Here is a 25,148-nt window from a genome sequence, read left to right on the forward strand (position 1 = left end):
TAAAAGAACCTAAATGTTCGGAATTTGTAATCTAGCCATAATCCCACTTCGCTTTGAACCCAGTGATAGAAGCGAAATCGTTTCTCAAGTTTTATTTGGTGAACATTTTGAAATTTTAGAACAATTGAGACAATGGTCCAGAATCAAAATGCAATATGATGATTACGAAGGCTGGATCGATTCTAAACAGTTACAACTGATTTCCGAAGCCAGTTTTAATCAATTATCTACCGAAGCCATCATTCTAAATGCTGACTTAATAGAATATATTACTGCACCAAATAATGTATTAATACCAATCCCACTTGGTTCTTCGGTATCTTTTATACATCATAATGAGATAAATATTTCGAATTTTGATTTTGAAGGAACAAAAACCAGTGGAGAGAAAAGCAAAGAAAGCTTAATAAATACTGCCTTTATGTATTTGAACAGCCCTTATCTTTGGGGAGGAAAAACTCCTTTTGGAATTGATTGTTCCGGTTTTACCCAAATGGTATACAAACTCAATGGCTACAAATTATTGCGAGATGCCTCCCAACAATCAACACAGGGAGATGCTTTAAGTTTTATTGAAGAAAGCGAACCTGGAGACTTAGCATTTTTTGACAATGACGAAGGCAACATTATTCATGTAGGAATTATAATGGCCGATAATTACATCATTCACGCCAGTGGAAAAGTACGAATTGACCGAATTGATCATTTAGGAATATTTAATGCTGAGACAAACAAGCATACTCACAAATTAAGAGTCATCAAAAAAATAGTATAAAAAAAATAGTATAAAAAAAACCTGTCTAAAAATTAGACAGGTTTTTTTTTATTTGAGTAATTCGCATTAAATCTTTGCTTTTAATGCTTTGTACTCTGCGGTCATTTCTAATGCGCTGTAAACTCCTAAAAGAGTCTTAGAAACATCTACATTTTTTGGGTCTAATTCAACCGCTTTTTCAAGATATGGAATTGTTGCTTTAAAAAGCTCTTCTCTTTTCTTTTTCAATTCATCATAACGCTTCATATCCTTAGTAGATGTTCCAAGCTTGTTCATTTCATCAATGATCGCTTTCTCATTTTCTAATTTCAAGGCAGCTAAATTAATATACCCATTAATATATTTTGGGTTAATCTCTATAACTCTTTTATAATATTTTTCAGCATCTGCAACATTCTTAGCATTTGCACTTAATACACCCAAGTTAAAAATCAAATCAGCGTCATTTGGATTTTTTTCCAATACTTCAGCTATTAATTTTTTATACATGTCAAAATCTTTTGTTTCCAAATAAAGATTAGCTTCAGTCAAAGTCAAAGAAGTATCTTCAGGATTTGCTTTTCTCGCTTCAGAAATTGCTTTTTTTGCTTCTTCAGTTTTACCTTTTTCAACTAAAATCAAGGCCATATTCTTATAAATTTCACCTCTTTTAGAAGGAATCACTTCAGTTCTTGGCTTTTCATGTGTTCCTAACTTCACCATTCTGTCTCTTTCTTGAAGTGTAGTAAAAAAGTCTTCTTCCTTAGTTAATTTATTAACTGCAAAATAGCTAGTTCCTTTTCCAGAATAGTTTAACGTTTTCAAATTATCATACAACTCAAGCGCTTTGTCATACTCTTTAGAATTAACATAAGTAGATGCAGCATAATACAAGTTGATAGTATCTTTTTTATCCAACAAATAAGCATCATATAATTTTTTAGCACTATCTGAATGCTTATCCACTTTTGAATCAGCAATTGCACCATTAATTAATTTAAATTTAATATCTGTAATTGAAGCTGCGGCTTGTGTAGAGAATTTTACTTTCCCAGAAGCTTTTTCAGCTGCAATTAAATCTTGATATGCTTTTGCAGCAAGCGAAAGATTTGTATTAGTATCAACACTCTTGTTTGCTAAATCCAATAAAGAATTTCCTTTTACAAAGAAAAATTGTGCTTTCTCAGCATCTGGAGCATTAGCGATTAAAGACTCAGCTTCCATCAAAATGGTTACTGCTTCTTGAGACTTACCAGCTTTCAATGCTTTTTCAGCGGCTTTAATTTGATCTTTTTGAGCAAAAGTAGCTACTGATATCAATAATGCTGATGCTAGTAATACATATTTACTTTTCATAATATTCTATTTTTGTTTAATAATTATTCTTGGTTTTCTAATTTTAATTTACGCTTCGTCATCTTCATCATCGCCATCAGTCTCATCATCAGCTTCCTCTTCTTCAGAATCATCTTCGTCATCATCCTCTTCAGTACCTTCGTCTTCAAGAACTTCTAACACTGGTTTGACTCTTTCAATAGCATCCGTTTCGATAACATTCCCATCTTCATCCACAACTACTTCAGCCACATCATCTTTCATAACTTTTGTAACAGCTGCAATCGAATCGTTTCCTTTGATGTTAATCAACTTCACTCCTTGCGTAGCACGTCCCATAACCCTCAAATCTTCAACAGCCATTCTGATTGTTAATCCTGATTTATTGATAATCATTAAATCATCAGCATCTGTAACGGCATTTATCGAAATCAGCTTCCCTGTTTTCTCAGTAATATTTAAGGTTTTAACTCCTTTACCACCACGATTTGTGATTCTGTATTCATCAAGGCTTGAACGTTTTCCGTATCCATTTTCAGCAACAACTAATATTTCGCTGTTCATGTCATTTACAGTAACCATGCCAATTACTTCGTCAGTATCATCTTTAAGAGTAATTCCACGTACACCAGAAGCTGTTCTTCCCATCGGACGGGTTTTAGTTTCTTCAAAACGAACTAATTTACCGGATTTTACCGCCAAAATAATTTGACTTTCTCCATTGGTTAATTTTGCTTCTAATAATTCATCGCCTTCTTTAATAGTAATTGCAGCAACACCATTAACTCTAGGTTTAGAATACTTCTCTAAAGAGGTTTTCTTAACCTGACCTTTTTTGGTTACCATAATAAGGTTATGGCTATTGATGTACTCTTTATCTTTTAAATCCTGAGTACAAATAAACGCTTTTACTTTATCGTCACTTTCTATATTTACCAAGTTTTGAATCGCTCTTCCTTTAGCCGTTTTACTTCCCTCCGGTATTTCATAAACACGCATCCAGAAACATTTTCCTTTTTGAGTAAAGAACATCATGTATTGGTGATTCGTTGCTACAAACATATGCTCTAAGAAATCTTGATCTCTTGTTCCAGCACTTTTTTGTCCAACTCCACCTCTATTCTGAGTTTTGTATTCCGTAAGATTAGTACGTTTAATATAACCTGCATGAGAAATAGTAATTACCACATTTTCATCGGCAATTAAATCTTCGATACTTACATCTCCTCCAGAATATTCTATTACAGAACGACGCTCATCTCCATATTTATCACGAATTTCAGTTAGTTCTTCTTTAATCAAGGCAATTCTCAAGTTTACATCCGCTAATAAAGCTTTCAAATGCTCAATTAACTTCATGATTTCTTCGTACTCTGTTCTTAACTTATCTTGTTCTAGACCTGTTAATTGACGCAAACGCATTTCAACAATGGCACGCGATTGAATATCTGATAAATTAAACCTTTCGATTAATTTTTCTCTAGCTTCTTCCGTACTTTTCGAAGCTTTAATTAAAGCAATAACTTCATCAATATTATCCGAAGCAATAATCAAACCTTCTAATATATGAGCTCTTGCTTCCGCTTTTTTCAACTCAAACTGAGTTCTACGGATTACAACATCATGACGGTGTTCGATAAAATAATGAATCAAATCTTTCAGATTCAACATTTGCGGGCGCCCTTTTACAATCGCAATATTATTTACACTAAACGAAGATTGTAATTGAGTAAACTTATAAAGTGTATTTAAAACTACGTTTGGTGTCGCATCACGTTTTAAAATATAAACGATACGCATCCCGTTCCTATCCGACTCATCACGGATATTTGCAATTCCATCAATTTTTTTGTCATTAACCAAATCAGCTGTACGCTTGATCATATCCGCTTTATTGACTTGATACGGAATTTCGGTAACGATGATACATTCTCTTCCATCCACTTCTTCAAAACCTACTTTAGCACGCATCACAATACGTCCTCTACCCGTTTTGAATGCTTCACGAACTCCTTCATATCCATATATTATACCACCAGTAGGAAAATCTGGGGCTTTGATATGCGTCATCAATTCGTCAACTTCAATATCATTATTGTCCATGAAAGCCAATGTACCGTTGATTACCTCAGTTAAGTTGTGAGGCGGCATATTAGTAGCCATACCTACCGCAATTCCTGTTGCCCCATTTATTAATAAGGTAGGAACACGAGTTGGCATAACTGTTGGCTCTTCTAGTGTATCATCAAAATTTAATTTAAAATCAACTGTTTCTTTATCTATATCTGCCAAAATTTCTTCTGAAATCTTACGCATTCTAGCCTCCGTATAACGCATCGCTGCAGGACTATCGCCATCTACAGAACCAAAATTACCTTGGCCGTCAATCAATAAATAACGCATACTCCATTCTTGTGCCATACGAACCATCGCATCATAAACAGACGTATCTCCGTGTGGGTGGTATTTTCCAAGAACTTCCCCGACAATTCTTGCTGATTTTTTATGGGCAGATCTGGAGTTAACTCCTAAATCATGCATTCCAAATAATACTCTTCGATGTACTGGTTTCAAGCCATCTCTAACATCTGGAAGTGCTCTTGATACAATTACTGACATCGAATAATCGATGTAAGCTGATTTCATTTCATCTTCTATGTTAATAGGAATTAACTTTTCTCCTTCAGACATAAGTTGTTATATTAAAAAATTATATTAGTTTCAAAACGTGCCAATATACGCCTTTTTGAAATTTTTAGCCCTATTTCGCAGTAGTTATTTCAATGATTTATTAACAAATTTTAGAGTCATTTTAGTTAATAAATTAAGCGAATTTTAACTCTAATATTATTTTTATTTTTGTCTATTAGCTGACACCACTTCTAATAGGAATGGTTTTTGTTTTTCAATTAGTAATTCACTAAATTTACGATATCAAATATATATTATGGATGATAATTTTTCACCAAGAGTAAAAGACGTTATTACTTACAGCAAAGAAGAAGCTTTGCGCCTAGGTCATGACTTTATAGGAACTGAGCACTTAATGCTGGGTATCTTAAGAGACGGTAACGGGAAAGCAATTCAAATATTGAATAACCTATCTGTTGATTTAGACCATTTACGCAGAAAAGTAGAGATCTTAAGCCCTGCAAGCCCAAGCCTAGAAGTAAATGTTGAGAAGAAAAACTTACACTTGACACGCCAAGCAGAACGGGCATTGAAAACTACTTTTCTTGAAGCAAAAGTTTTTCAAAGTTCGTCTATCAGCACAGCACATTTATTGTTGTGTATTTTAAGAAATGAAAACGATCCAACAACCAAGCTATTGAATAAATTAAAAATTGATTACGATATAGCTAAAGAACAATATTTAAACATGACTCCAAACGAAGAAGATTTTATAGAAAATTTGCCACGAAACGAATCATATAATGACGATTCAGGACAAGATGACAGTCTAAAAGAAGGAACTTTCAACAATCCAGCCAATAAATCAAATAAAAAATCCAAAACACCAGTTTTAGATAATTTCGGAAGGGATTTAACAGAAATGGCCGAAGAAGGAAAACTAGACCCTGTTGTAGGACGAGAGAAAGAAATCGAACGTGTTTCACAAATTTTGAGCCGTCGTAAAAAGAACAACCCATTACTTATAGGGGAACCTGGAGTAGGAAAATCAGCTATTGCCGAAGGTTTAGCGTTGCGAATTATTCAGAAAAAAGTATCGCGTACTTTATTCAATAAACGCGTCGTTACTTTGGATTTAGCCAGTCTTGTTGCAGGCACAAAATACAGAGGACAGTTTGAAGAACGCATGAAAGCTGTGATGAATGAATTAGAGAAAAATGACGATATCATTCTTTTTATAGATGAAATTCACACTATCGTGGGTGCTGGTGGAGCAACTGGCTCACTGGATGCGTCTAATATGTTTAAACCAGCATTAGCTCGTGGAGAGATTCAATGTATTGGAGCTACAACATTAGACGAATACAGACAATACATAGAAAAAGACGGCGCATTAGAAAGACGTTTTCAAAAGATAATTGTAGAACCAACATCAGTTGCGGAAACAATTACTATTTTGAATAACATCAAAAACAAATATGAAGACCATCATAATGTTACCTATACACAAGAAGCAATTGAAGCGTGTGTAAAATTAACGGATAGATATATGTCAGAACGTTTCTTACCGGACAAAGCTATTGATGCATTAGATGAAGCAGGTTCTAGAGTTCACATTACCAATATTGAAGTTCCAAAACAAATTTTAGACCTCGAACGTCAATTAGAGGACGTACGTGAATTGAAGAATGTTGTGGTAAAAAAGCAAAAATACGAAGAGGCTGCTAAACTTCGTGATGATGAAAAACGTATTGAAAAAGACTTAGCTATTGCTCAAGAACAATGGGAAGAAGACGCTAAAAATAACCGAATTGAAGTTACCGAAGACAATGTAGCTGACGTGGTTTCTATGATGAGTGGAATACCTGTTAACCGTATTGCACAAACTGAAAGTAACAAACTAGCTAAGCTTCCAGAACTAATTGAGGGTAAGGTTATTGGTCAAAGGGAAGCAGTAATGAAAATTGCTCGTTCTATTCAAAGAAATCGTGCCGGATTAAAAGATCCGAATCGTCCAATTGGTTCTTTCATTTTCTTAGGTCAAACAGGTGTTGGTAAAACCCAATTAGCCAAAGTATTAGCCAAAGAATTATTCGATTCTGAAGATGCATTGATTCGTATTGACATGAGTGAATACATGGAAAAATTTGCAATCTCTCGTTTAGTTGGAGCACCTCCGGGATATGTAGGATATGAAGAAGGTGGTCAATTGACAGAGAAAGTAAGAAGAAAACCATATTGTGTAGTATTATTGGATGAGATAGAAAAAGCCCATCCTGATGTTTTCAATATGTTATTACAAGTTTTGGATGACGGATATTTAACAGATAGTTTAGGTCGAAAAATTGATTTCAAAAACACTATAATCATCATGACTTCAAATGTTGGAGCCAGACAATTAAAAGATTTTGGACAAGGTGTTGGTTTTGGAACTGCCGCCAAAGTAGCTCAGGCTGACGATAATTCGAAAAGCATCATCGAAAATGCATTGAAAAAAACTTTTGCTCCTGAATTCCTAAACCGAATTGACGATGTAATTGTTTTCAATGCTTTAGAAAAACATGACATCGATTTGATTATCGAAATCGAATTGAAAAAATTATTCGCTCGTGTTGCTGAATTAGGATACCAATTGAATCTTTCTGACAAAGCAAAAGCATTTATTGCAGAGAAAGGTTTTGATAAACAATTTGGCGCAAGACCATTAAAAAGAGCGATTCAAAAGTATGTTGAAGATGCGCTTGCAGAAGAAATTATCACTTCGAAAATTACTTCAGGAGATGAGATCTTTATGGATATTGAAGATGGGTCACAAGAGTTAACAGTGCAAATTCATAAAGCTGGAGAACCTACAAATCCTTAAATTCATTAAAACAATTATAGTAAAATAAACCCGTTACGTTTTTATAACATAACGGGTTTATTCTTTACAGTAAACATACTTTTTTTGAAAACAAATATTTACATTTGGTCTTTATAAAAAAGGTTAAACAAAATTAATTTATGTCAGATAACAAAGTTATTTTAGGTAGTGAAGAATGGTGTTCTTTTCCAGAATTAGGAATTCCTACAATTAAAGCACGAGTAGATTCCGGCGCAAAAACATCCGCTTTACATGCTATAAACATTGCTCCATTTATAAAAAATGAAAGCAACTGGGTAAAATTTGACATCAACCCAATACAAAATAATCAAAAAACGGTAATTCATTGTGAAGCACCATTAATTGACAAACGCATCGTTAAAAGTTCGAGTGGTTTTAGAGAACAACGCTATGTAATTCAAACAAATCTACAAATTGGAAGCTCTCAGTGGCCAATAGAAATGACGCTTACTAATCGAGATTCGATGGGTTTCAGAATGCTTTTAGGACGTGAAGCCATGAGTGGAAGAGTTCTTGTTGATCCGGAACAAAAATATCTTTTGGGACAGCCTACAACTGACACTTTAAAAGAATTATATAAAAATTCCGAGAAAGCAAGTTCTGGTTTACGAATCGGACTTTTGGCAAGTAATCCTGAATTATACAGTAACAAGCGTATTATGGAGGCAGGCGAAATGCGTGGTCACGAAATGCACTTTCTGAACATCAAGGAATGCTATATGAAACTGGATGCAAAAACACCTGAAATTCATTATCGTGGCGGTAAAATATTAAATCAATTTGACGCCATTATACCAAGAATCAGGCCTAGTATTACATTTTACGGTTGTGCTTTGACACGACAATTTGAAGCCTTAAAAGTATATTGTTTGAATTCATCAAATGCCATTACGCAATCACGCGATAAATTATATTCTTTGCAATTACTACTGAATCACGGTGTAGAAATTCCTACTACTGGCTTCGCTAATTCACCATTGGATACTGATGACTTGATAAAAATGGTTGGCGGCTCTCCTTTAATCGTAAAATTACTGGAAGGAACGCAAGGAAAAGGTGTCGTCTTAGCCGAAACAAAAAAAGCTGCAGAAAGCGTAATCAATGCTTTCAAAAGTTTAAATGCGAATATATTAGTTCAAGAATTCATCAAAGAAGCAAACGGAAAAGATATCCGTTGTTTTGTAATTGACGGAAAAGTAGTTGCTGCCATTCAGCGTGAAGCGATGCCAGGCGAATTTAGAGCCAACATTCATCTTGGAGGAACCGCATCGGTTATAAAAGTAACCGCAGAAGAAAAACGTATTGCCATAAAAGCTACTAAAGCAATGGACTTAAAAGTCGCTGGCGTTGACATTATTCGTTCTTCAAAAGGGCCATTATTATTAGAAGTAAATTCATCTCCAGGATTGGAAGGAATTGAAGGTGCTACCAATAAAGATATAGCCGGTGAAATGATAAAAGCGATTGAAAAGAATTTTAAACTAAAATAATGACCAATTACAGACTTTAACCCGTCAAGAAACATTGAACTTATGCTTTAAAATCTAAAAAATGAACGAATATATTGATATAATTCTTCGAAGCACTGCTGTTTATTTTTTCATGGTTATCGCCTTGCGCCTTTTTGGCAAGAAAGAATTGTCTCAACTGAATACTGCCGACGTGATATTGATATTGCTGATAAGCAACTCCGTTCAGAATGCTATGGTTGGCAATAACACGAGTCTTTATGGTGGAATAGCAGCGGCAACTGTACTTTTTACTATCAATTTTATTTTAAAAAAATTGATGTATAAATACCCGAAATTCAGTGATTTCATGCAAGAAAAACCAGAAATTCTTATACACAATGGCAATTTGGATTTTAAGACTCTAAGCAAATTAAACATCACTTCCGATGAATTAAAAGAAGCTATGCGCGAACATGGTATTGAATACTTTAAAGATGTAAAATTGGCAATGCTAGAAATAGACGGAAATATTAGTATTATATCCGGCGAAAATAGTCTTCGTCAAACCCATTACAAACGCAGACGGATTCATAAAAATTTAGGTGGAATAAATTAGACTTAAAGAACTCAAAAAATAGCTAAAGGGGTTTTAAAAACAAACGAATTGCGTCAAAATAATTATGCTCGATTCTTTCAAAACATACTTTCAATCCAAAACGAATCTAACAGACAAACAGTTTCATTTGATTACAGATACGTTGCAATCAAAAAAAGTAGAAAAAGGAACTGTCCTACTACATCAAGGCGATATTTGTCATCACTCTTTTTTTGTATCCAAAGGATTATTGCGTTCCTATACCATTGACGAAACCGGAAAAGAACATATCATTCAGTTTGCGGCTGAGAACTGGATTATTTCGGATAGAAGCAGTTCTTATTTCAATGAGCCTTCTGAATTATTTATTGATGCCATTGAAGATACTGAAATTGTGTTCATCGACAAAAACTTTATTAATGCAGCTGCAGAAATCAGTGTTCTTTTTCGAGAGCAGGACAATATTGCGCTACACAATCACATTCGACAACTTCAAAAACGAGTGAAACTCTTACTGGGAGCAACAGCTGAACAACGGTATTTAGATTTCATAACGATTTATCCGAGTCTTACTTTGCGTATTCCACAATGGATGATTGCTTCCTATCTGGGCATTACACCCGAAACCTTAAGCAGAGTTCGCAAGGAATTAGCCAAAAGAAATTTTAAGCCCTATTAATTCTTTTCAAATTCATTTCTTATCCTACATCAATGCATCTGGTTTTAATCCATAGTAAATTTGTACTATAATTAAAACTTGACTACGCAATGAAAACAAAAAATATCGAATTAGTATTGGCTCCACCTCCACCACACATGGTAGGTGATGGATTTAGAGTACACAATTTTATCCCAAGTGGGTATCATTTAGACATGAAAAGAATGAGTCCATTTATTATGATGGATTATAATTCTAAATTTTACTTTCCACCAACGGACCAACCCAGAGGTGTAAGTGTTCATCCACACTGAGGTTTTGAAACCGTTACGATTGCTTATAAGGGAAAAGTAGCGCATCATGACAGTTCTGGAAACAGTGGTATAATTGGCGAAGGAGATGTACAATGGATGACTGCGGCCTCAGGAATTTTACACAAAGAATACCACGAAGAAGAATTTAGTAAAAATGGTGGTGATTTTCAAATGGTACAGCTTTGGGTCAACCTTCCGGCGAAAGACAAAATGTCAACACCAAAATACCAGGGAATTACTAACGACCAAATTAATAAATTTGAGATTCCTGGAAAAGGTGGCGTGATTGAAGTTATAGCTGGGGAATATGAAAATTTGAAAGGTTCTGCTTCTACTTTTACACCCGTACATTTACAGAATGCCAAATTAAATAAAGGATCAAAAGCATCTTTTCATTTTCCAGCAAATTACAACACTGCTTTACTTGTAATTGAAGGAAGTATAAAAGTAAATGATAGCGAAAATGTTCCTGCTGACCATTTTGCATTATTCGAAAATGATGGCGAAGAATTTACCATTGAAGCTACTGAAAATGCAATCGTTTTAATTTTAAGCGGAGAACCTATCAATGAACCTATTGTAGCACACGGTCCGTTTGTAATGAATAGTCAAGCCGAAATCATGCAAGCATTCAATGATGTGAATATGGGGGAATTCGGTTATTTAGAAGAATAATCCTTATTTTTATATTTTAAAATACATAAAAATGTCAAATATAAAACTGATAATAGAAGAACGCCCGAGCAATATTGGCAACTTTATGGTTGGGCGATTGCTTCCCTTTCGAGAAAAAAGAATGGTTGGACCATTTGCATTCATTGATCATATGGGGCCAACTTGCATGAGCGACTACGAAAATTTAGATGTTCCGCCACATCCACATATTGGGCTTTCCACTTTAACCTATTTGTTTGAAGGAAGCATTATGCATAAAGACAGTTTGGGAACTGAAATGGAAATCAAACCCGGGCAAATCAATTGGATGACATCAGGTAAAGGAATCGTTCACTCGGAACGAACGCCTAAGTATTTGCGTCGTTCCAATAAAATGCTGCACGGACTACAAATTTGGGTGGCATTACCGAAAGAATTAGAAGAAATGGAGCCTTCTTTTTTCCACGTTCCTGAAAATCAAATACCAGAATGGAAAACGGATGATATTGCCTATAAACTTATAGCAGGAGAGGTACTTGGCAAGAAATCACCCGTTCCAGTTTACTTTCCGCTGTATCTTTTAGAACTAAAAAGCACTTCGAGTCAAACTGTAACTATAGGTGAGCATTTATTTGGCGAAAGTGCTTTATACATTCTAGAAGGCAGTATTGAAAGTGAGGGAAATGTTTTTGGTCCAAAGCAAATTTTGATTGCCAAAGACAGTAAACTCTGCACCTTCGATATGGCAGAAAACACCACTATTTATATTTTTGGAGGAGAACCTTTTCCGGAAGAACGAATTATCTATTGGAATTTTGTCGCATCGACCAAAGAGCTGATTGAAAATGCAAAAGAAAAATGGTTGGCACAAACGTTTGATAAAGTTCCCGGCGAAACTGAATTTGTTCCACTTCCTGATCAAAATAAAAGACAATAATATGGGCAAAATAACAGCAAGTATTAGTAATGAACTTTATAAAACAGAAATACAATCCGAAACAAATTTGATTATTTCTGATGAACCTGAAAGTAGCGGAGGAAAAGATTTAGGCTTTGCGCCAAAAGAATTACTTGCGTCCTCTTTAGCAGCCTGCACCTGCATTACTTTGCGCATGTATGCTAACCGAAAAGGCTGGAATTTAACCGATGTAAAAGTTGAAGTCACTTTTGAAACTGATTCAGCGGAAAATAAATTCAAAATAATGCGCAACATTCAATTATTTGGAGCTTTAGACGCTGATCAAAAAGCCCGATTATTAAACATTACCAATAAATGCCCGATACACAAAATTTTAACCAACCCAATCGAAATAACAACATCATCAAATTAGAAAAACATGACAATTGAACAAATAAACGAAACCAAAAACGGCTACTTTAGAGCCGTTGATAACGACATCGAAGCAGGAAGAATGACCTATACTTGGGCAGGGACTGATAAATTTATTATTGACCACACCGAAGTAAATCCTGATTTTGCAGGACAAAGTGTAGGTAAAAAAATGGTGATGGAAGCCGTACAATATGCACGGGAAAATAATCTTAAAATTTTACCATTATGTCCTTTCGCGAAAAGCGTATTTGATAAAACGAAAGAAATACAAGATCTACTGTTTTAGAAAATTCAATTTTTAGAGCATAAAAAAACCATTCTCACTGAGAATGGTTTTTTTTTATGAATGTTATTTTTGTATTAAATAAAAATACTAAAGATATAATAAATGATTGCTGCTAATATTGCTGAAATTGGAATGGTTAAAACCCAAGCCCACAATAAACTTACGGTCATTCCCCATCTTACGGCTGAAACTCTTTTAGTAAGTCCAACTCCAATGATAGATCCAGTAATAGTATGCGTTGTACTTACAGGCACTTTAAAATGCTCAGTAAAATATAGTGTCAATGCTCCTGCAGTTTCTGCGGCAACACCTTCAAAAGAAGTTACTTTTGTAATTTTAGATCCCATTGTTTTCACAATTTTCCATCCTCCACTTAACGTTCCTGCTGCAATAGCAGAATAACAAGCTAAAGGAATCCAAGCTGGCATTTTAAAGGCACCTTCATCGTTTGGCAAAACAACATCTAACCAAGCCGGTAAAGATTCTTGAGCTACACCACTGGTGTGAATATAAACTGCAACAGCTGCTGCAATAATACCCATAACTTTTTGTGAATCATTTCCACCATGTCCTAAACTAAAGGCTGCAGAAGACAGTAATTGCATTTTTTTCAACCATGCCGTAGCTTGATTTAAATTTAAACTACTGAATATTAAACAAAATGTGCTTATGGACAAGATTATAAAGGCAACTAAAAACCATTTAATATTATGTGCTTCAAAAGCAACGCTCCAAAAAGGAGAATCAAAACGAGGCTTTTCAATTTGATCATAGTAAATCATTTGACTTTCTACAAACCAAACGGTCAAGATCATTAAAGAAGCGGTGAAAATCTTTGGATAAATGCTCTTTTTAGAGGCATTAAGAAGCCATATCGATATTAAGTAAGAGATTAGAGCTCCTAACAATGGTGCCAATATAATAAAAGCAACAATGATTAAAACTCCCGAAGGCATTCCGCCATCTTTTCCTTCTTTGTACCAAGAAACAACCCCAAAACCTGCATGCGCAATTGCTGCTCCGGCAAAACCACCAATTAAGGTGTGTGAGGAACTGGATGGAATTCCTTGCCACCAAGTAAATAAATTCCAAATGATAGCCGCGATTACACCAGCTAAGATTACAACTAGGTTAATATCCATGGTATTGGCCGTTTTTGCAACTGTATCTGCTACACCAAAACCAAAAACCCAATACGCCAAAAAGTTAAAAAAAGCCGCCCAAACTACCGCCTGAAAAGGAGTTAATACTTTTGTTGCAACAACGGTTGCTATAGCATTGGCGGCATCATGAAAACCATTAATGTAATCAAAAATTAAAGCCAGGACTATAATAACTATAAGTAGAGTAAATTCCATAATTATAATTTCAGAATAAAACCGATTGAATTAAGAATGTTTTACAGAAATTGATTCTAAAACACTAGCAACACTTTTACATTTATCAGCAGCTGTTTCTAAAACTGATAATACTTCTTTGTACTTGATAATGTTTTTTGCATCCGTTTCGTTTTCAAATAAATCAAGAACTGCTTTATCATAAACATTATCTGATTTATTTTCTAACTTGTTAATTCTAACGCAAGCATCAGTGATATTCTTTATTTTTTTCAAATCTCTTAATTCTCTTACAGCAATATCAATATTTTGACAAGCTTCAAGATTGATTTCAGTCAATTTTCTGATCGATTTTGTGATTTTATCCACCTGATACAACTTCATTCTACTTGCTGCACCGTGAAGGTTATCCGCAACATTGTCAATAGAAGTAATTAATGAGTGTATATCTTCTCTATCAAATGGAGTAATGAAGTTTCTACTTAACTCTAAATTTGTTTGACGTGTAATGTCTTCTCCTTTTTGCTCTAAAGCATCAATTTTTTGAAAAATAACCTCACGTTCCTTCAAAGGAAGATTTACAGCTTCGTGTAAGTTTGTAGCAATTTCAATTAAATTACTAGAAGCTTCCTCAAAAAGAGGGAAAAACTTTTTATCTTTAGGAACCAAAAATTGGAAAAAATTATTTATGTTCATTTCATTAAAATTTAGTCCGGCAAAATTACTGCATTATTTAATGCTAATGTTAAGCTAACATTAACAAATCATTTTCTATCTGAAAAGTATTCAAAAAAGAAACGGTATTCTCAATATCATAATGCAAGATTCGGTCTTCTTTTATCAATGGAACTTCCTCTCGATACGCACTTAAAAACATCTCAATAAAATCGCTTGACAGTAACGGTCGTCTGTATTCAATAGCTTGAGAAGCATTCATAAGCTCAATCGCTAGAATGCGTTCCAAATTATCTAAAACACGTAAGGTTTTTGTAGCTGCATTTGCTCCCATACTTACATGATCTTCTTGTCCGTTACTGGAAACAATACTATCAATACTTGCAGGAGTTGCCAATTGTTTATTTTGACTGGCAATACTGGCCGCTGTGTATTGTGGAATCATTAAACCAGAATTTAATCCTGGATTATCCACTAAAAATGCAGGAAGATTACGCAAACCAGAAATCAGCTGATAGGTTCTTCGCTCCGAAATACTTCCTAATTCCGCTAACGCAATTGCCATAAAATCTAATGCTAATGCTAATGGTTGCCCGTGAAAATTACCTCCAGAAATGATTTGGTCGCTTTCAATGAATATATTAGGATTATCCGTCACCGAATTAATCTCTGTTTTAAAAACTTTCTTCACATAATCAAACGCATCTTTTGATGCACCATGAACTTGTGGCATACATCTGAACGAATAGGGATCTTGAACATGTGTTTTTACTTGCTCGATGATTTCGCTTCCTTCCAAAAATCCTTTTATACGATTTGCCGTTACAATTTGTCCTTTATGAGGCCTGATAAAATGAATCAATTCATGAAAAGGTTCAATTCTTCCATCAAAAGCTTCTAATGAAATACTTCCAATCAAATCTGCCAAATAAGAAAATTTGCTGACTTTCATTAAAATATGCGTTCCGTAGGCACTCATAAATTGGGTTCCGTTCAATAAAGCCAATCCTTCTTTAGACTGTAACACAATTGGTTTCCAGTCGAAATGCTTCAAAACTTCAGCAGAATGTACTTTCTTACCTTCAAAATAAACATCTCCTTCACCTAATAAAGGCAACGATAAATGCGCCAAAGGAGCTAAATCTCCCGAAGCTCCAAGAGATCCTTGTGTATAAATTACAGGAAAAATATCATTATTATAAAATGCAATCAATCGTTCCACAGTTTGTAATTGAATTCCGGAATGTCCATAACTCAAGGACTGAATTTTAAGCAACAACATCAATTTTACAATTTCAGTTGGCACTTCCTCTCCTGTTCCACAAGAATGCGATTTTACTAAATTTTCTTGCAGCTTTGATAAGTTCTCGTTTGATATTTTCACATTACAAAGCGAGCCAAATCCCGTATTTATACCATATATAGGTTCTGAATGAGAAGCCATTTTTTTATCTAAATAATCCCTGCATTTTTGAATATTAACTTTGGCTTCTTCAGAAAGTGCCAATAATTTACCATGAGAAATAATCTCTTCTAATGTTTCAAAACTGAGTAATTGCGTGCTTATATAATGTGTATTGTCCATTTTTATTTTCTATTTAAAGGGTAAAATTCAATAAATCTATATTAATAAACAACATTTATTGACTATAATTTAAAATTCAGACCTAAAGACAAACTAACATTAAGTTTTATGCTTAAAAAGTCACAAACTAATTAACTTAAAATCCGAGAGATAAAGAGCTATGGATAGTACTAATTGCAATAATAAACTTCAGAAATAGTTACTAAAACTCCTCAAAACGGCTTTATTAATGGAATTAATTATTTCTATATAGTTATAAAACGAATCACAAACCGTTTAATTTTTTCATAAAAATACGAATAGCTTCAACATAGACCTTGAAAACTAAACAATATTCAATATTCTTCTGAATGATATTGAAAAATTAAAATATTCGCAAAAACGATATTAGAGGCTTTCGTTTTTATAAAAAACTGTACTTTTGAAAAATCAAATGACAAACAACAGAACAACATATCACTCTTCGATTTCAACTCAAATTTGGGTTGCTTCTTCTGTTACATTTACTACAACAACTACTACCCCTTAGGGGTACACATTTTACATATAATCCTAATTATTATATTTTTTTTTCTGAAGAAAGAAAGTACTTGGGTATATAATAAACATTTGCATTTTTTACATAAAATAAACAAAAATGAAAGTATTAAAATTTGGTGGAACTTCGGTTGCCAATGCACAAAATATAAAACTGGTTTTAGATATCATTATCAATAAAGCAAAAGAGGAAAAATTAATTGTTGTGGTTTCTGCTTTTAGTAAAATTACAGATTTACTCCAACTTGCTTCTCAAAAAGCAGCTGCCGGTGACGAAAGCTTTAAAGAAATTCTTTCCGATTTAGAGAAAAAACATTTAGATGCTTTAAAAGAACTTATTCCTATAAGCGAACAAAGTGGCTTGTTAAGCCATATAAAAAGAATCATCAATCATCTTGAAACTTTGTTGGATGGATGCTATCTTTTGGGAGAATTATCGCCTAGAACTTCGGATACTATATTGAGTTTTGGTGAATTATTGTCTTCTTATATTATTGCAGAAGCATTAAAACAAAATCTAAAAAACAGCAGTTATAAAGACAGCCGTGAATTAATCAAAACCGACAATCATTTTGGAAAAGCCACAGTAAACTTTGAAGTTTCAAATCAATTAATTGCTGAATTTTTTGCTTCGAATGAAAATCAAGTCGTTGTTATGCCCGGATTTATCGCCGCATCAATGGACGGAATCAATACTACTTTAGGTCGTGGCGGTTCTGATTATACTGCCGCTATTCTTGCCGGAGCATTGAACGCAACTGACTTGGAAATTTGGACTGACGTCAACGGAATGTATACTGCCAATCCAAAAATTGTAAAACAAGCGCAACCTATTGCATTCATTTCTTATCAGGAGGCGATGGAATTGTCTCATTTTGGTGCCAAAGTTTTATATCCGCCAACTATTCAGCCCGTGTTGAGAAAGAACATTCCAATTCTTATCAAAAACACTTTCGAACCGGAAGCCGAAGGAACTTATATTTCAAATCAGGAAATGGATCACACTAATCCCGTAAAAGGAATTAGTCATATTGACAATATTACTTTGATTACTCTTGAAGGCCCGGGAATGATTGGTGTTACCGGTTCATCCAAAAGGCTTTTTGAAGTATTATCACACGAAAACATCAATGTGATTTTTATTACTCAAGCCTCATCGGAACATTCTATTTGTATCGGAATTCTAAATTCTGATGCTGATGTTGCTGAAGATGCCATCAACAATGCTTTTAAAGTAGAAATTTTACAAAATAAAATCGATCCTTGTATTGTTGAAAAAAACCTGTGCATTATTGCTTTGGTTGGCGAAAACATGAAAAACCACCAAGGTTTAAGTGGTCGAATGTTTAGCACTTTGGGTAAAAATAACGTAAACATCAGAGCGATTGCTCAAGGTGCTTCCGAAAGAAATATTTCAGCAGTAATCAACGAAAGAGATGTCAAAAAAGCACTGAATTCGTTACATGAAAACTTTTTTGAAGAAAACACCAAACAGTTAAACCTATTTGTAATGGGTGTTGGAAATGTTGGTGAAAAATTCATTGAGCAAATTTACCAGCAAAATAAATTCCTAAAAGACAATCTAAAAATAAATGTGAGAGTCATTGCTTTATCTAATTCCAGAAAAATGCATTTTGACGAGGACGGAATTTCCTTAAAAAACTGGCAATCTGTTTTAGAAAATGGCGAAGCGGCAAACAAAGAACAATTTCTTTACAATGTAAAAGAGCTCAATTTACGCAACAGTATTTTTGTTGACATTACTGCAAATGAAAGTGTGTCTAAAACTTACGAGCAGTATTTAAAACGCAATATTGCCGTAGTGACTTGCAACAAAATTGCCTGTGCATCAGAGTACGATAATTATAAAAAACTAAAAAAATTATCCCGACAATTCAATGCTCCGTTTCTTTTTGAAACTAATGTTGGAGCTGGATTACCAATCATTGATACCGTAAAAAATCTAATTGCTTCAGGGGACAAAGTGAATAAAATTCAAGCCGTGTTATCTGGAAGTCTGAACTTTATCTTTAATAATTTTAATGAAAACAATACTTTTCATGATGTTGTAAAAGAAGCTGGTGTCCAAGGATTTACAGAACCAGACCCAAAAATTGATTTGAGCGGAATTGACGTAGCCAGAAAGATATTAATTCTGATACGAGAAAGCGGTTACAAAATGGAAATTGACGAGATTGTCAACGAATCATTCCTGCCTGCTGAATGTTTAGACACGACTAATAATGAAGCTTTTTTCAAATCTTTAATAGAACACGCAGCTCATTTTGAAACTATTTATAAAGAAGCGTTGAGCAAAGATTCTCGTTTGAAATACGTAGCGCAATTTGAAAACGGAAAAGCAAATGTTGGTTTAAGATTCATTCCTAAAGATCATCCGTTTTACAATTTGGAAGGAAAAGACAACATCGTATTGTTTTTTACGGACCGTTATGTTGACCAACCTTTATTGATAAAAGGTGCAGGAGCCGGAGCTGCAGTTACCGCTTCAGGAATATTTGCTGATGTAATTAGAATTGGAAACGTATAAATGAGTCGTAAAGTCGAATGTCATAAAGTCTCAAAGTTACCAACTTGATTTTATATTCATTCCTAAGACTTTACCACTTTATGACATTAGACTTTAAGACTAAAATTATGAATGAAATAAAAATATTTTGCCCCGCTACAATCGCCAATCTTTCCTGCGGATTTGATGTCCTTGGACTGTGTTTAGAAACTGCGGGTGACGAAATGATTATTCGAAAATCAGATATAAAAGGGATTCGCATCACTAAAATTGTGGGCGCCGACTTGCCTTTGGAAACCGAAAAAAATGTGGCTGGAGTATCAGCTTTAGCGATGCTGGAAGCCATTGAAACAGAATTTGGGTTTGAAATCGAAATATACAAACACATCAAAGCCGGAAGCGGAATTGGAAGCAGTGCCGCCAGTTCAGCGGGTGCTGTTTTTGGCATCAATGAATTACTGGGACGTCCATTTACACGCAAAGAATTGGTTTTATTCGCTATGCAAGGCGAAAAATTAGCCAGTGGAAATGCCCATGCCGATAACGTTGCTCCTGCCCTTTTGGGTGGTTTTACATTAGTAAGAAGTTCAAATCCTTTGGATATTATCAAAATAGAAAGCCCATCCGAATTGTACGCAACCGTAGTTCATCCTCAAATTGAGTTGAAAACATCGGATGCGCGTTCGGTATTGAAACAAACTGTTTCCTTAAAAAGTGCTATCACACAATGGGGAAATGTAGGCGGATTAGTTGCAGGTTTGTACACTAAAGATTATGACTTAATTGGTCGCTCGTTGCATGATGAAATCGTAGAACCGTTACGAAGTGTTTTGATTCCAGGATTTGATTTAATCAAACAAACTGCATACGAAAACGGAGCTTTAGGTTCCGGAATATCAGGTTCAGGTCCTTCTATTTTTGCTTTAAGCAAAGGGGAAGCAACGGCTAATAAAATCGCCAAAGCCATGAGCGCTGTGTACGACGAAATGAATTTACCGTATGAAATTCACGTTTCTAAAGTGAATGATGAAGGAATGAAAATAATTTTATAAGCATTAAGCATTAGGCATTAGGCAAAAAGCTTACTGCATAAAGCATACTGCGTAAAGCAAATAAAAATGAAATATTACAGTTTAAACCATAACGCACCCAAAGTTTCTTTCAAAGAAGCCGTAATACAAGGATTAGCAACTGATAAAGGCTTGTATTTCCCTGAAACAATTACTCCGCTTCCAAAGTCTTTTTTTGACAACATCGAAAATTTAAGCAATGAAGAAATTGCTTTTGAAGCGATCCAACAATTTGTAGGTGACGAAATCCCAGCAGATACTTTAAAACAAATCATTGCCGAAACCTTATGTTTTGATTTCCCTGTGGTCGAAGTAGAAAAAGATATTTATTCCCTTGAATTATTTCATGGCCCAACGATGGCTTTCAAAGACGTAGGAGCGCGATTCATGTCTCGTTGTTTGGGGTATTTTAATAAAGATAACGCAGATAGTAAAAACACGGTTTTGGTAGCGACTTCCGGAGATACGGGCGGAGCAGTAGCCAGTGGTTTTCTTGGCGTAAAAGGTGTGGAAGTTATCATCCTATATCCATCCGGTAAAGTGAGCGATATTCAAGAACGACAATTGACTACTTTGGGTCAGAATATTAAAGCGCTTGAAGTAGACGGTGTTTTTGACGATTGTCAGGATATGGTAAAGAAAGCTTTTCTTGACGAAAGTTTAAAACATAAAAATCTGACTTCGGCGAATTCAATAAATATTGCGCGCTGGTTGCCACAAATGTTTTATTTTTTCTTTGCGTACAAAGCATTAAAGAAACAAAACAAACCATTAGTTTTCTCTTGCCCAAGTGGAAATTTTGGAAATATTTGCGCGGGTATCATTGCCAAAAAAATGGGATTGCCAATCGAACATTTTGTAGCATCTACGAATGTAAATGATACGGTTCCGAGATTTTTAGAAAACGGAGTTTACGAACCTAAACCTTCTATAGCTACGATTTCGAATGCGATGGATGTTGGGAATCCAAGTAATTTTATCCGAATTCAAGAAATGTACCACAATGATTTGGAGCAGTTCAAAAAAGATTTTTCTTCGTTTACGTTCTCTGATGCAGAAACGATTGCAGCTATGAAAACCATTTACAATACTGACGGTTACATTGCAGAACCGCACGGAGCTGTTGGATATCTCGGATTGAAAAAAGAATTACAAAACCACCCGAATGCGATTGGCATTTTTTTAGAAACTGCACATCCTATTAAGTTTTTAGATACGGTGGAACCAACATTAAACGTAAAGCTTCCGATTCCTACACAAATTGAAAGTGTTTTAGGAAAGGATAAAGCGAGCGTAAAAATTAAAACGTACGAGGAATTGAAAGCTTTTTTGGGATAAAAAATGTCGATCTAAACAAATAAAAAACGACTAAAAATCTAATTTTAGTCGTTTTTTTTGTACCTAAATAAATTTGTTTTAAAAGTACTCTTAAACTTGTATTTAGGAACAACAAAATAATTCTACACATTTTGGACTTCCATTTTAAATATATAATTATGAGTAATTTACAGAGAAGCATAACAATAAATTACGCCACAAAAAAATAAAATTCCAGATCTGAAAATATAGCTTGAATATGATTTAAATTATACTTAATTTTGCAAAAAAATTGAGTTGTCTCTATTCAGGTTTTTTGCGAGTGAAAAACAAACCTGAACCCCATTAAAAAACAACTAAGTATTTAAGACGCTGTTTGAATCTTAACTAAAATCAACAGATTAAAAAATACTTTAAAAAACTACCTGATAAAGTAGCTTCCCATATCAACATAATTTATTAAAAGAAGGAGAAAAAAGTTTATGACGGATCATAGCATGAATGCTGTTAGTTTTGAAATTGAATTATTGGATAAGCACAAAGATTACAGGACTCAATATAAGTCAAATGATTTGTATTGGGGCGTAGGAATCGAAAATGAATGTTATTTAGAGTTTGAAAACCATCGCGTGGTAGACAAAGATTTTTTGCTGACTAAAGGGCTTCATGAAAAGTATAGTGTGAATCATTTTAAGAATTATAAAGAAAACGTTTACCAGAATTCATTACTGAAAATATTATCCGATAAAGAATATTATTTGCCGGTACTGATGAACTCCCATTCGTTTACAAAAACGGACATTAACAACCAGCATAAGACTTTTGACCCCATAACTAACGAACCAAATCCTGAATATTTAGGGGAAAGTATTTTTGAAATATTACAAAAAAACAATCCATATTTTATAGACGAGCTTCAAAAAGAATTTATTTTTGACGGTGACACAGTTGAATTTGTTACGCAAAAATTTTACAAAACAGATATTGACTCGGCCATTGCTGAGCTAGCAACAATAAAACAAGGTTTCATAAACAACTTACAAAGCGCCTTTGATAAAGATAAAATCTTTACGGAATTTGGCACTATAAAAATATGTTCTAAAAACCATCCTTTTGCCATATTTATTTCAAACAACACCAATTATTCTGTTTTTAATAATATGACCTATCACTTCAATTTAACTATTCCTACTGAGTTAAATAATGAAGGTGAAATTAAGGACAAAACAGGTTTTATAAAAAAACACCAGAGAGCAATTCGATTATTCCAATGGCTGAGTCCATTATTTATGACAAAATTCGGTTCTTCTGATTATTTATCGCATAATGACAGCAGCGTCAATTTAACAAAAGCATCACAAAGATGTGCCATGTCTAGATATATTGGGGTGGGTACTTATGATACTAATGTGATGAAAACTGGGAAAATTGTCCAAATGAATTTTGATGAACATCCAATGCATGATAACCCGTTATGGTGGGTGAACCGTTATTCTGAAATATCGGATTATGAAAAAATTGATAAAATTGGTCTTGACATTAATTTTCACAAGCACAAAAATCATGGCATTGAGTTTCGAATATTTGATTATTTCGACGAAAAATATCTACAGGAGGTTTTGAATTTTCTTGTTTTTATTATGGATCATGCCTTATTAAACGAAATCGAAAATCCAATTTGCGATTTAGAATGGAATAACTTTGTCTACGAATCTATTATCCACGGCAAAGAAACCCATGTACCATCAAAATTCATCAGCCTTTTAGAAAACATATTATCTATCACCATAGAGTCGAATGATCCTTTATTAATATATGATCAAATATACAGGAGCTTACATGCTCGTTATTACGAAAAAGGCTTTTGTAGTTCTTTACTAATTAAAAAACAAGCCTGCACTGCAAATACAATAGCATCTTTTTAAAATAACCCGTAAATAAAAACACTTCTTGTTGACTATAAACCTACAAGAAGTGTAATTACTCACAAGAAGTTTTTTTAACTAATCGTGATAATAAAAAATAGCGGAGGTATATCCTTTTTCCGGATCTTTATTATCCCACCAATCTTCTCTAATTTCTGAAAAATAATTATAATTATCAGCACCTGCTTGGGACTGCAGCGGATAAATAACTTTACCGTCTTTTCTAAAGGCTTTATCAGTATCCGTTTCTGGAACCACCACTACTATATGCCCTGATTTATTCAAGATGAATCTTTTGGCACAAATGATTCCTACTCCTCCAGTAGCATTTACTTTCTTCTGAAGTTCATCAACATCATCGATTCTTTCCCAACCAAACTCACTCCCCGATTGCAAAAACCAATCATAGATATAATTGGAATAAAAAGGCCTTACCGTTTCATCAAAAACCACTGCTACTTCGTTCCCTTTCTCCAGTTGCTCGATTGCGGTATCAGTCCATCTTAATCTGGGGATATAGACCCTGGCAAAAAAACAATAATCAAAAGTATAAATATTACAATAAGTATCCGAGGCGTCTTTCTGATAACGGAAACTTTTTGAAACATCCAGCGCCTTGATGATGTTTTGAATTGAAGTAAGTTTAGACTCCAGACTAGTTAAATCTCTAAACGGAATTGAAGGGTTGCCAATAGGTTTATATGTGTCCTCTTTACTGTCCAGACTTGCTTTTGTACCCGGCTCAAAATTGGGCACTTCAATATCCATAATTTTTTGATTCGTTTCATCAACAAGCTCGATATCTTTTGAAAAGACAAACCCCTCTTTTTCAGTGTTTAAAAGTTTTACTTTCCACCAATCTGATGCTGTTTTTTCAATTAATTTAACGGTATGTCTAAAAGGTATTTGTATTAAAATTTTGGAATTATCCTGCGTTGCCGGAAAATCTCTTAGATTTAATGACGGAGTAGCGACTCTATATTTCATACTAATCAGTTAATTATAAATGATTCTACTGCCAAAATACTAAAAACAACCAAGAGAGCACCACAGAACTCCATTATTTTTTAGATTTTTTTGAACTATTTATAAAAACTAATAATGCCAAACAGCATTTAATGAGTACTATTTTGCCACAAGAAAAGGAAATGTGTACATTAAGATTTATAAGGAATTAAAAGTTTTTTTGGATAAAAATTAAATATTTTTTTCAAATACAAACCGACTGAGAAGTGATTTTTAGTTGTTTTTTTTTATGGAAATCAATTCTATTTTCTTTT

Annotated in this window: 18 protein-coding genes and 1 pseudogene; 13 read left to right on the top strand and 6 right to left on the bottom strand. The window is 34.1% G+C overall.

What is annotated here, in order from left to right; translation table 11 throughout:
- Window positions 1-13 precede the first annotated feature (13 nt).
- Complete coding sequence (locus ACNQF8_RS13680) at window positions 14-775, top strand: C40 family peptidase (protein ID WP_417952138.1); 762 nt, start codon at window positions 14-16, stop codon at window positions 773-775.
- Window positions 776-841: 66 nt separating this feature from the next.
- On the opposite strand, the gene ACNQF8_RS13685 is transcribed toward ACNQF8_RS13680, so the two are convergent.
- Both ACNQF8_RS13685 and gyrA read right to left on the bottom strand, forming a co-directional pair.
- Window positions 842-2,110: a tetratricopeptide repeat protein gene (locus tag ACNQF8_RS13685; RefSeq protein ID WP_417952139.1), complete on the bottom strand. Its 1,269-nt coding sequence runs from the start codon at window positions 2,108-2,110 to the stop codon at window positions 842-844.
- 48 nt (window positions 2,111-2,158) lie between these two features.
- Window positions 2,159-4,780, bottom strand: coding sequence for a DNA gyrase subunit A (gene gyrA, locus ACNQF8_RS13690; RefSeq protein ID WP_417952140.1), 2,622 nt, complete (start codon window positions 4,778-4,780; stop codon window positions 2,159-2,161).
- Window positions 4,781-5,036: 256 nt separating this feature from the next.
- Between gyrA and ACNQF8_RS13695 the strand changes: the two genes are divergently transcribed.
- From ACNQF8_RS13695 to ACNQF8_RS13730, 8 genes and pseudogenes are all read left to right on the top strand, one after another.
- Window positions 5,037-7,583, top strand: a complete 2,547-nt coding sequence (locus tag ACNQF8_RS13695; protein ID WP_417952141.1) for an ATP-dependent Clp protease ATP-binding subunit — start codon at window positions 5,037-5,039, stop codon at window positions 7,581-7,583.
- A 140-nt stretch (window positions 7,584-7,723) separates the two neighbouring features.
- Window positions 7,724-9,094 (top strand): 30S ribosomal protein S6--L-glutamate ligase, encoded by a 1,371-nt coding sequence (rimK, locus tag ACNQF8_RS13700; RefSeq protein WP_315208198.1) that lies wholly within the window; start codon window positions 7,724-7,726, stop codon window positions 9,092-9,094.
- Window positions 9,095-9,155: 61 nt separating this feature from the next.
- Window positions 9,156-9,671: a DUF421 domain-containing protein gene (locus tag ACNQF8_RS13705; RefSeq protein ID WP_417952142.1), complete on the top strand. Its 516-nt coding sequence runs from the start codon at window positions 9,156-9,158 to the stop codon at window positions 9,669-9,671.
- 61 nt (window positions 9,672-9,732) lie between these two features.
- Window positions 9,733-10,329, top strand: coding sequence for a Crp/Fnr family transcriptional regulator (locus ACNQF8_RS13710; protein WP_417952381.1), 597 nt, complete (start codon window positions 9,733-9,735; stop codon window positions 10,327-10,329).
- Between the two features lie 89 nt (window positions 10,330-10,418).
- Window positions 10,419-11,297 (top strand): annotated as a pseudogene (locus ACNQF8_RS13715) (pirin family protein).
- Between the two features lie 31 nt (window positions 11,298-11,328).
- Window positions 11,329-12,213 (top strand): pirin family protein, encoded by an 885-nt coding sequence (locus tag ACNQF8_RS13720; RefSeq protein ID WP_417953771.1) that lies wholly within the window; start codon window positions 11,329-11,331, stop codon window positions 12,211-12,213.
- Window position 12,214: 1 nt separating this feature from the next.
- Window positions 12,215-12,607 carry an OsmC family protein gene (locus ACNQF8_RS13725; protein ID WP_417953770.1) on the top strand — a complete coding sequence of 131 codons (393 nt, stop codon included), beginning with the start codon at window positions 12,215-12,217 and terminating at the stop codon, window positions 12,605-12,607.
- A 6-nt stretch (window positions 12,608-12,613) separates the two neighbouring features.
- Window positions 12,614-12,895, top strand: coding sequence for a GNAT family N-acetyltransferase (locus tag ACNQF8_RS13730; RefSeq protein ID WP_282728701.1), 282 nt, complete (start codon window positions 12,614-12,616; stop codon window positions 12,893-12,895).
- Window positions 12,896-12,969: 74 nt separating this feature from the next.
- Here ACNQF8_RS13730 and ACNQF8_RS13735 read toward each other — a convergent pair whose 3' ends face one another.
- Genes ACNQF8_RS13735 through hutH form a run of 3 tightly spaced genes read right to left on the bottom strand, consistent with a single transcriptional unit; the run spans window position 12,970 to window position 16,492 of the window.
- Window positions 12,970-14,253: an inorganic phosphate transporter gene (locus tag ACNQF8_RS13735; protein WP_315208208.1), complete on the bottom strand. Its 1,284-nt coding sequence runs from the start codon at window positions 14,251-14,253 to the stop codon at window positions 12,970-12,972.
- 30 nt (window positions 14,254-14,283) lie between these two features.
- A complete protein-coding gene (locus tag ACNQF8_RS13740) occupies window positions 14,284-14,928 on the bottom strand; it encodes a DUF47 domain-containing protein (RefSeq protein WP_315208210.1) in 645 nt (214 codons plus the stop codon).
- Window positions 14,929-14,977: 49 nt separating this feature from the next.
- Window positions 14,978-16,492, bottom strand: a complete 1,515-nt coding sequence (hutH, locus tag ACNQF8_RS13745) for a histidine ammonia-lyase (RefSeq protein WP_417952145.1) — start codon at window positions 16,490-16,492, stop codon at window positions 14,978-14,980.
- Between the two features lie 637 nt (window positions 16,493-17,129).
- Between hutH and thrA the strand changes: the two genes are divergently transcribed.
- From thrA to ACNQF8_RS13765, 4 genes are all read left to right on the top strand, one after another.
- Window positions 17,130-19,577: a bifunctional aspartate kinase/homoserine dehydrogenase I gene (gene thrA / locus ACNQF8_RS13750; protein WP_417953769.1), complete on the top strand. Its 2,448-nt coding sequence runs from the start codon at window positions 17,130-17,132 to the stop codon at window positions 19,575-19,577.
- A gap of 107 nt (window positions 19,578-19,684) precedes the next feature.
- Window positions 19,685-20,608, top strand: a complete 924-nt coding sequence (locus ACNQF8_RS13755) for a homoserine kinase (RefSeq protein ID WP_315208217.1) — start codon at window positions 19,685-19,687, stop codon at window positions 20,606-20,608.
- Window positions 20,609-20,674: 66 nt separating this feature from the next.
- Window positions 20,675-21,964, top strand: coding sequence for a threonine synthase (gene thrC / locus ACNQF8_RS13760; protein ID WP_417952147.1), 1,290 nt, complete (start codon window positions 20,675-20,677; stop codon window positions 21,962-21,964).
- A 461-nt stretch (window positions 21,965-22,425) separates the two neighbouring features.
- Entirely contained in the window at window positions 22,426-23,868 is a 1,443-nt protein-coding gene (locus ACNQF8_RS13765; RefSeq protein ID WP_417953768.1) for a hypothetical protein, read from the top strand.
- A gap of 78 nt (window positions 23,869-23,946) precedes the next feature.
- Here ACNQF8_RS13765 and ACNQF8_RS13770 read toward each other — a convergent pair whose 3' ends face one another.
- Window positions 23,947-24,855 (bottom strand): SH3 domain-containing protein, encoded by a 909-nt coding sequence (locus tag ACNQF8_RS13770; RefSeq protein ID WP_417953767.1) that lies wholly within the window; start codon window positions 24,853-24,855, stop codon window positions 23,947-23,949.
- Window positions 24,856-25,148: the final 293 nt, after the last annotated feature.

The sequence above is a fragment of the Flavobacterium labens genome (genome assembly GCF_048286755.1).
Taxonomy (GTDB): Bacteria; Bacteroidota; Bacteroidia; order Flavobacteriales; family Flavobacteriaceae; genus Flavobacterium.

Coding starts and splice junctions, on each gene's coding strand:
- ACNQF8_RS13680 (WP_417952138.1), top strand. CDS start 14: ATGTTCGGAATTTGTAATCTAGCCATAATCCCACTTCGCTTTGAACCC.
- ACNQF8_RS13685 (WP_417952139.1), bottom strand. CDS start 2,110: ATGAAAAGTAAATATGTATTACTAGCATCAGCATTATTGATATCAGTA.
- gyrA (WP_417952140.1), bottom strand. CDS start 4,780: ATGTCTGAAGGAGAAAAGTTAATTCCTATTAACATAGAAGATGAAATG.
- ACNQF8_RS13695 (WP_417952141.1), top strand. CDS start 5,037: ATGGATGATAATTTTTCACCAAGAGTAAAAGACGTTATTACTTACAGC.
- rimK (WP_315208198.1), top strand. CDS start 7,724: ATGTCAGATAACAAAGTTATTTTAGGTAGTGAAGAATGGTGTTCTTTT.
- ACNQF8_RS13705 (WP_417952142.1), top strand. CDS start 9,156: ATGAACGAATATATTGATATAATTCTTCGAAGCACTGCTGTTTATTTT.
- ACNQF8_RS13720 (WP_417953771.1), top strand. CDS start 11,329: ATGTCAAATATAAAACTGATAATAGAAGAACGCCCGAGCAATATTGGC.
- ACNQF8_RS13725 (WP_417953770.1), top strand. CDS start 12,215: ATGGGCAAAATAACAGCAAGTATTAGTAATGAACTTTATAAAACAGAA.
- ACNQF8_RS13730 (WP_282728701.1), top strand. CDS start 12,614: ATGACAATTGAACAAATAAACGAAACCAAAAACGGCTACTTTAGAGCC.
- ACNQF8_RS13735 (WP_315208208.1), bottom strand. CDS start 14,253: ATGGAATTTACTCTACTTATAGTTATTATAGTCCTGGCTTTAATTTTT.
- ACNQF8_RS13740 (WP_315208210.1), bottom strand. CDS start 14,928: ATGAACATAAATAATTTTTTCCAATTTTTGGTTCCTAAAGATAAAAAG.
- hutH (WP_417952145.1), bottom strand. CDS start 16,492: ATGGACAATACACATTATATAAGCACGCAATTACTCAGTTTTGAAACA.
- thrA (WP_417953769.1), top strand. CDS start 17,130: ATGAAAGTATTAAAATTTGGTGGAACTTCGGTTGCCAATGCACAAAAT.
- ACNQF8_RS13755 (WP_315208217.1), top strand. CDS start 19,685: ATGAATGAAATAAAAATATTTTGCCCCGCTACAATCGCCAATCTTTCC.
- thrC (WP_417952147.1), top strand. CDS start 20,675: ATGAAATATTACAGTTTAAACCATAACGCACCCAAAGTTTCTTTCAAA.
- ACNQF8_RS13765 (WP_417953768.1), top strand. CDS start 22,426: ATGACGGATCATAGCATGAATGCTGTTAGTTTTGAAATTGAATTATTG.
- ACNQF8_RS13770 (WP_417953767.1), bottom strand. CDS start 24,855: ATGAAATATAGAGTCGCTACTCCGTCATTAAATCTAAGAGATTTTCCG.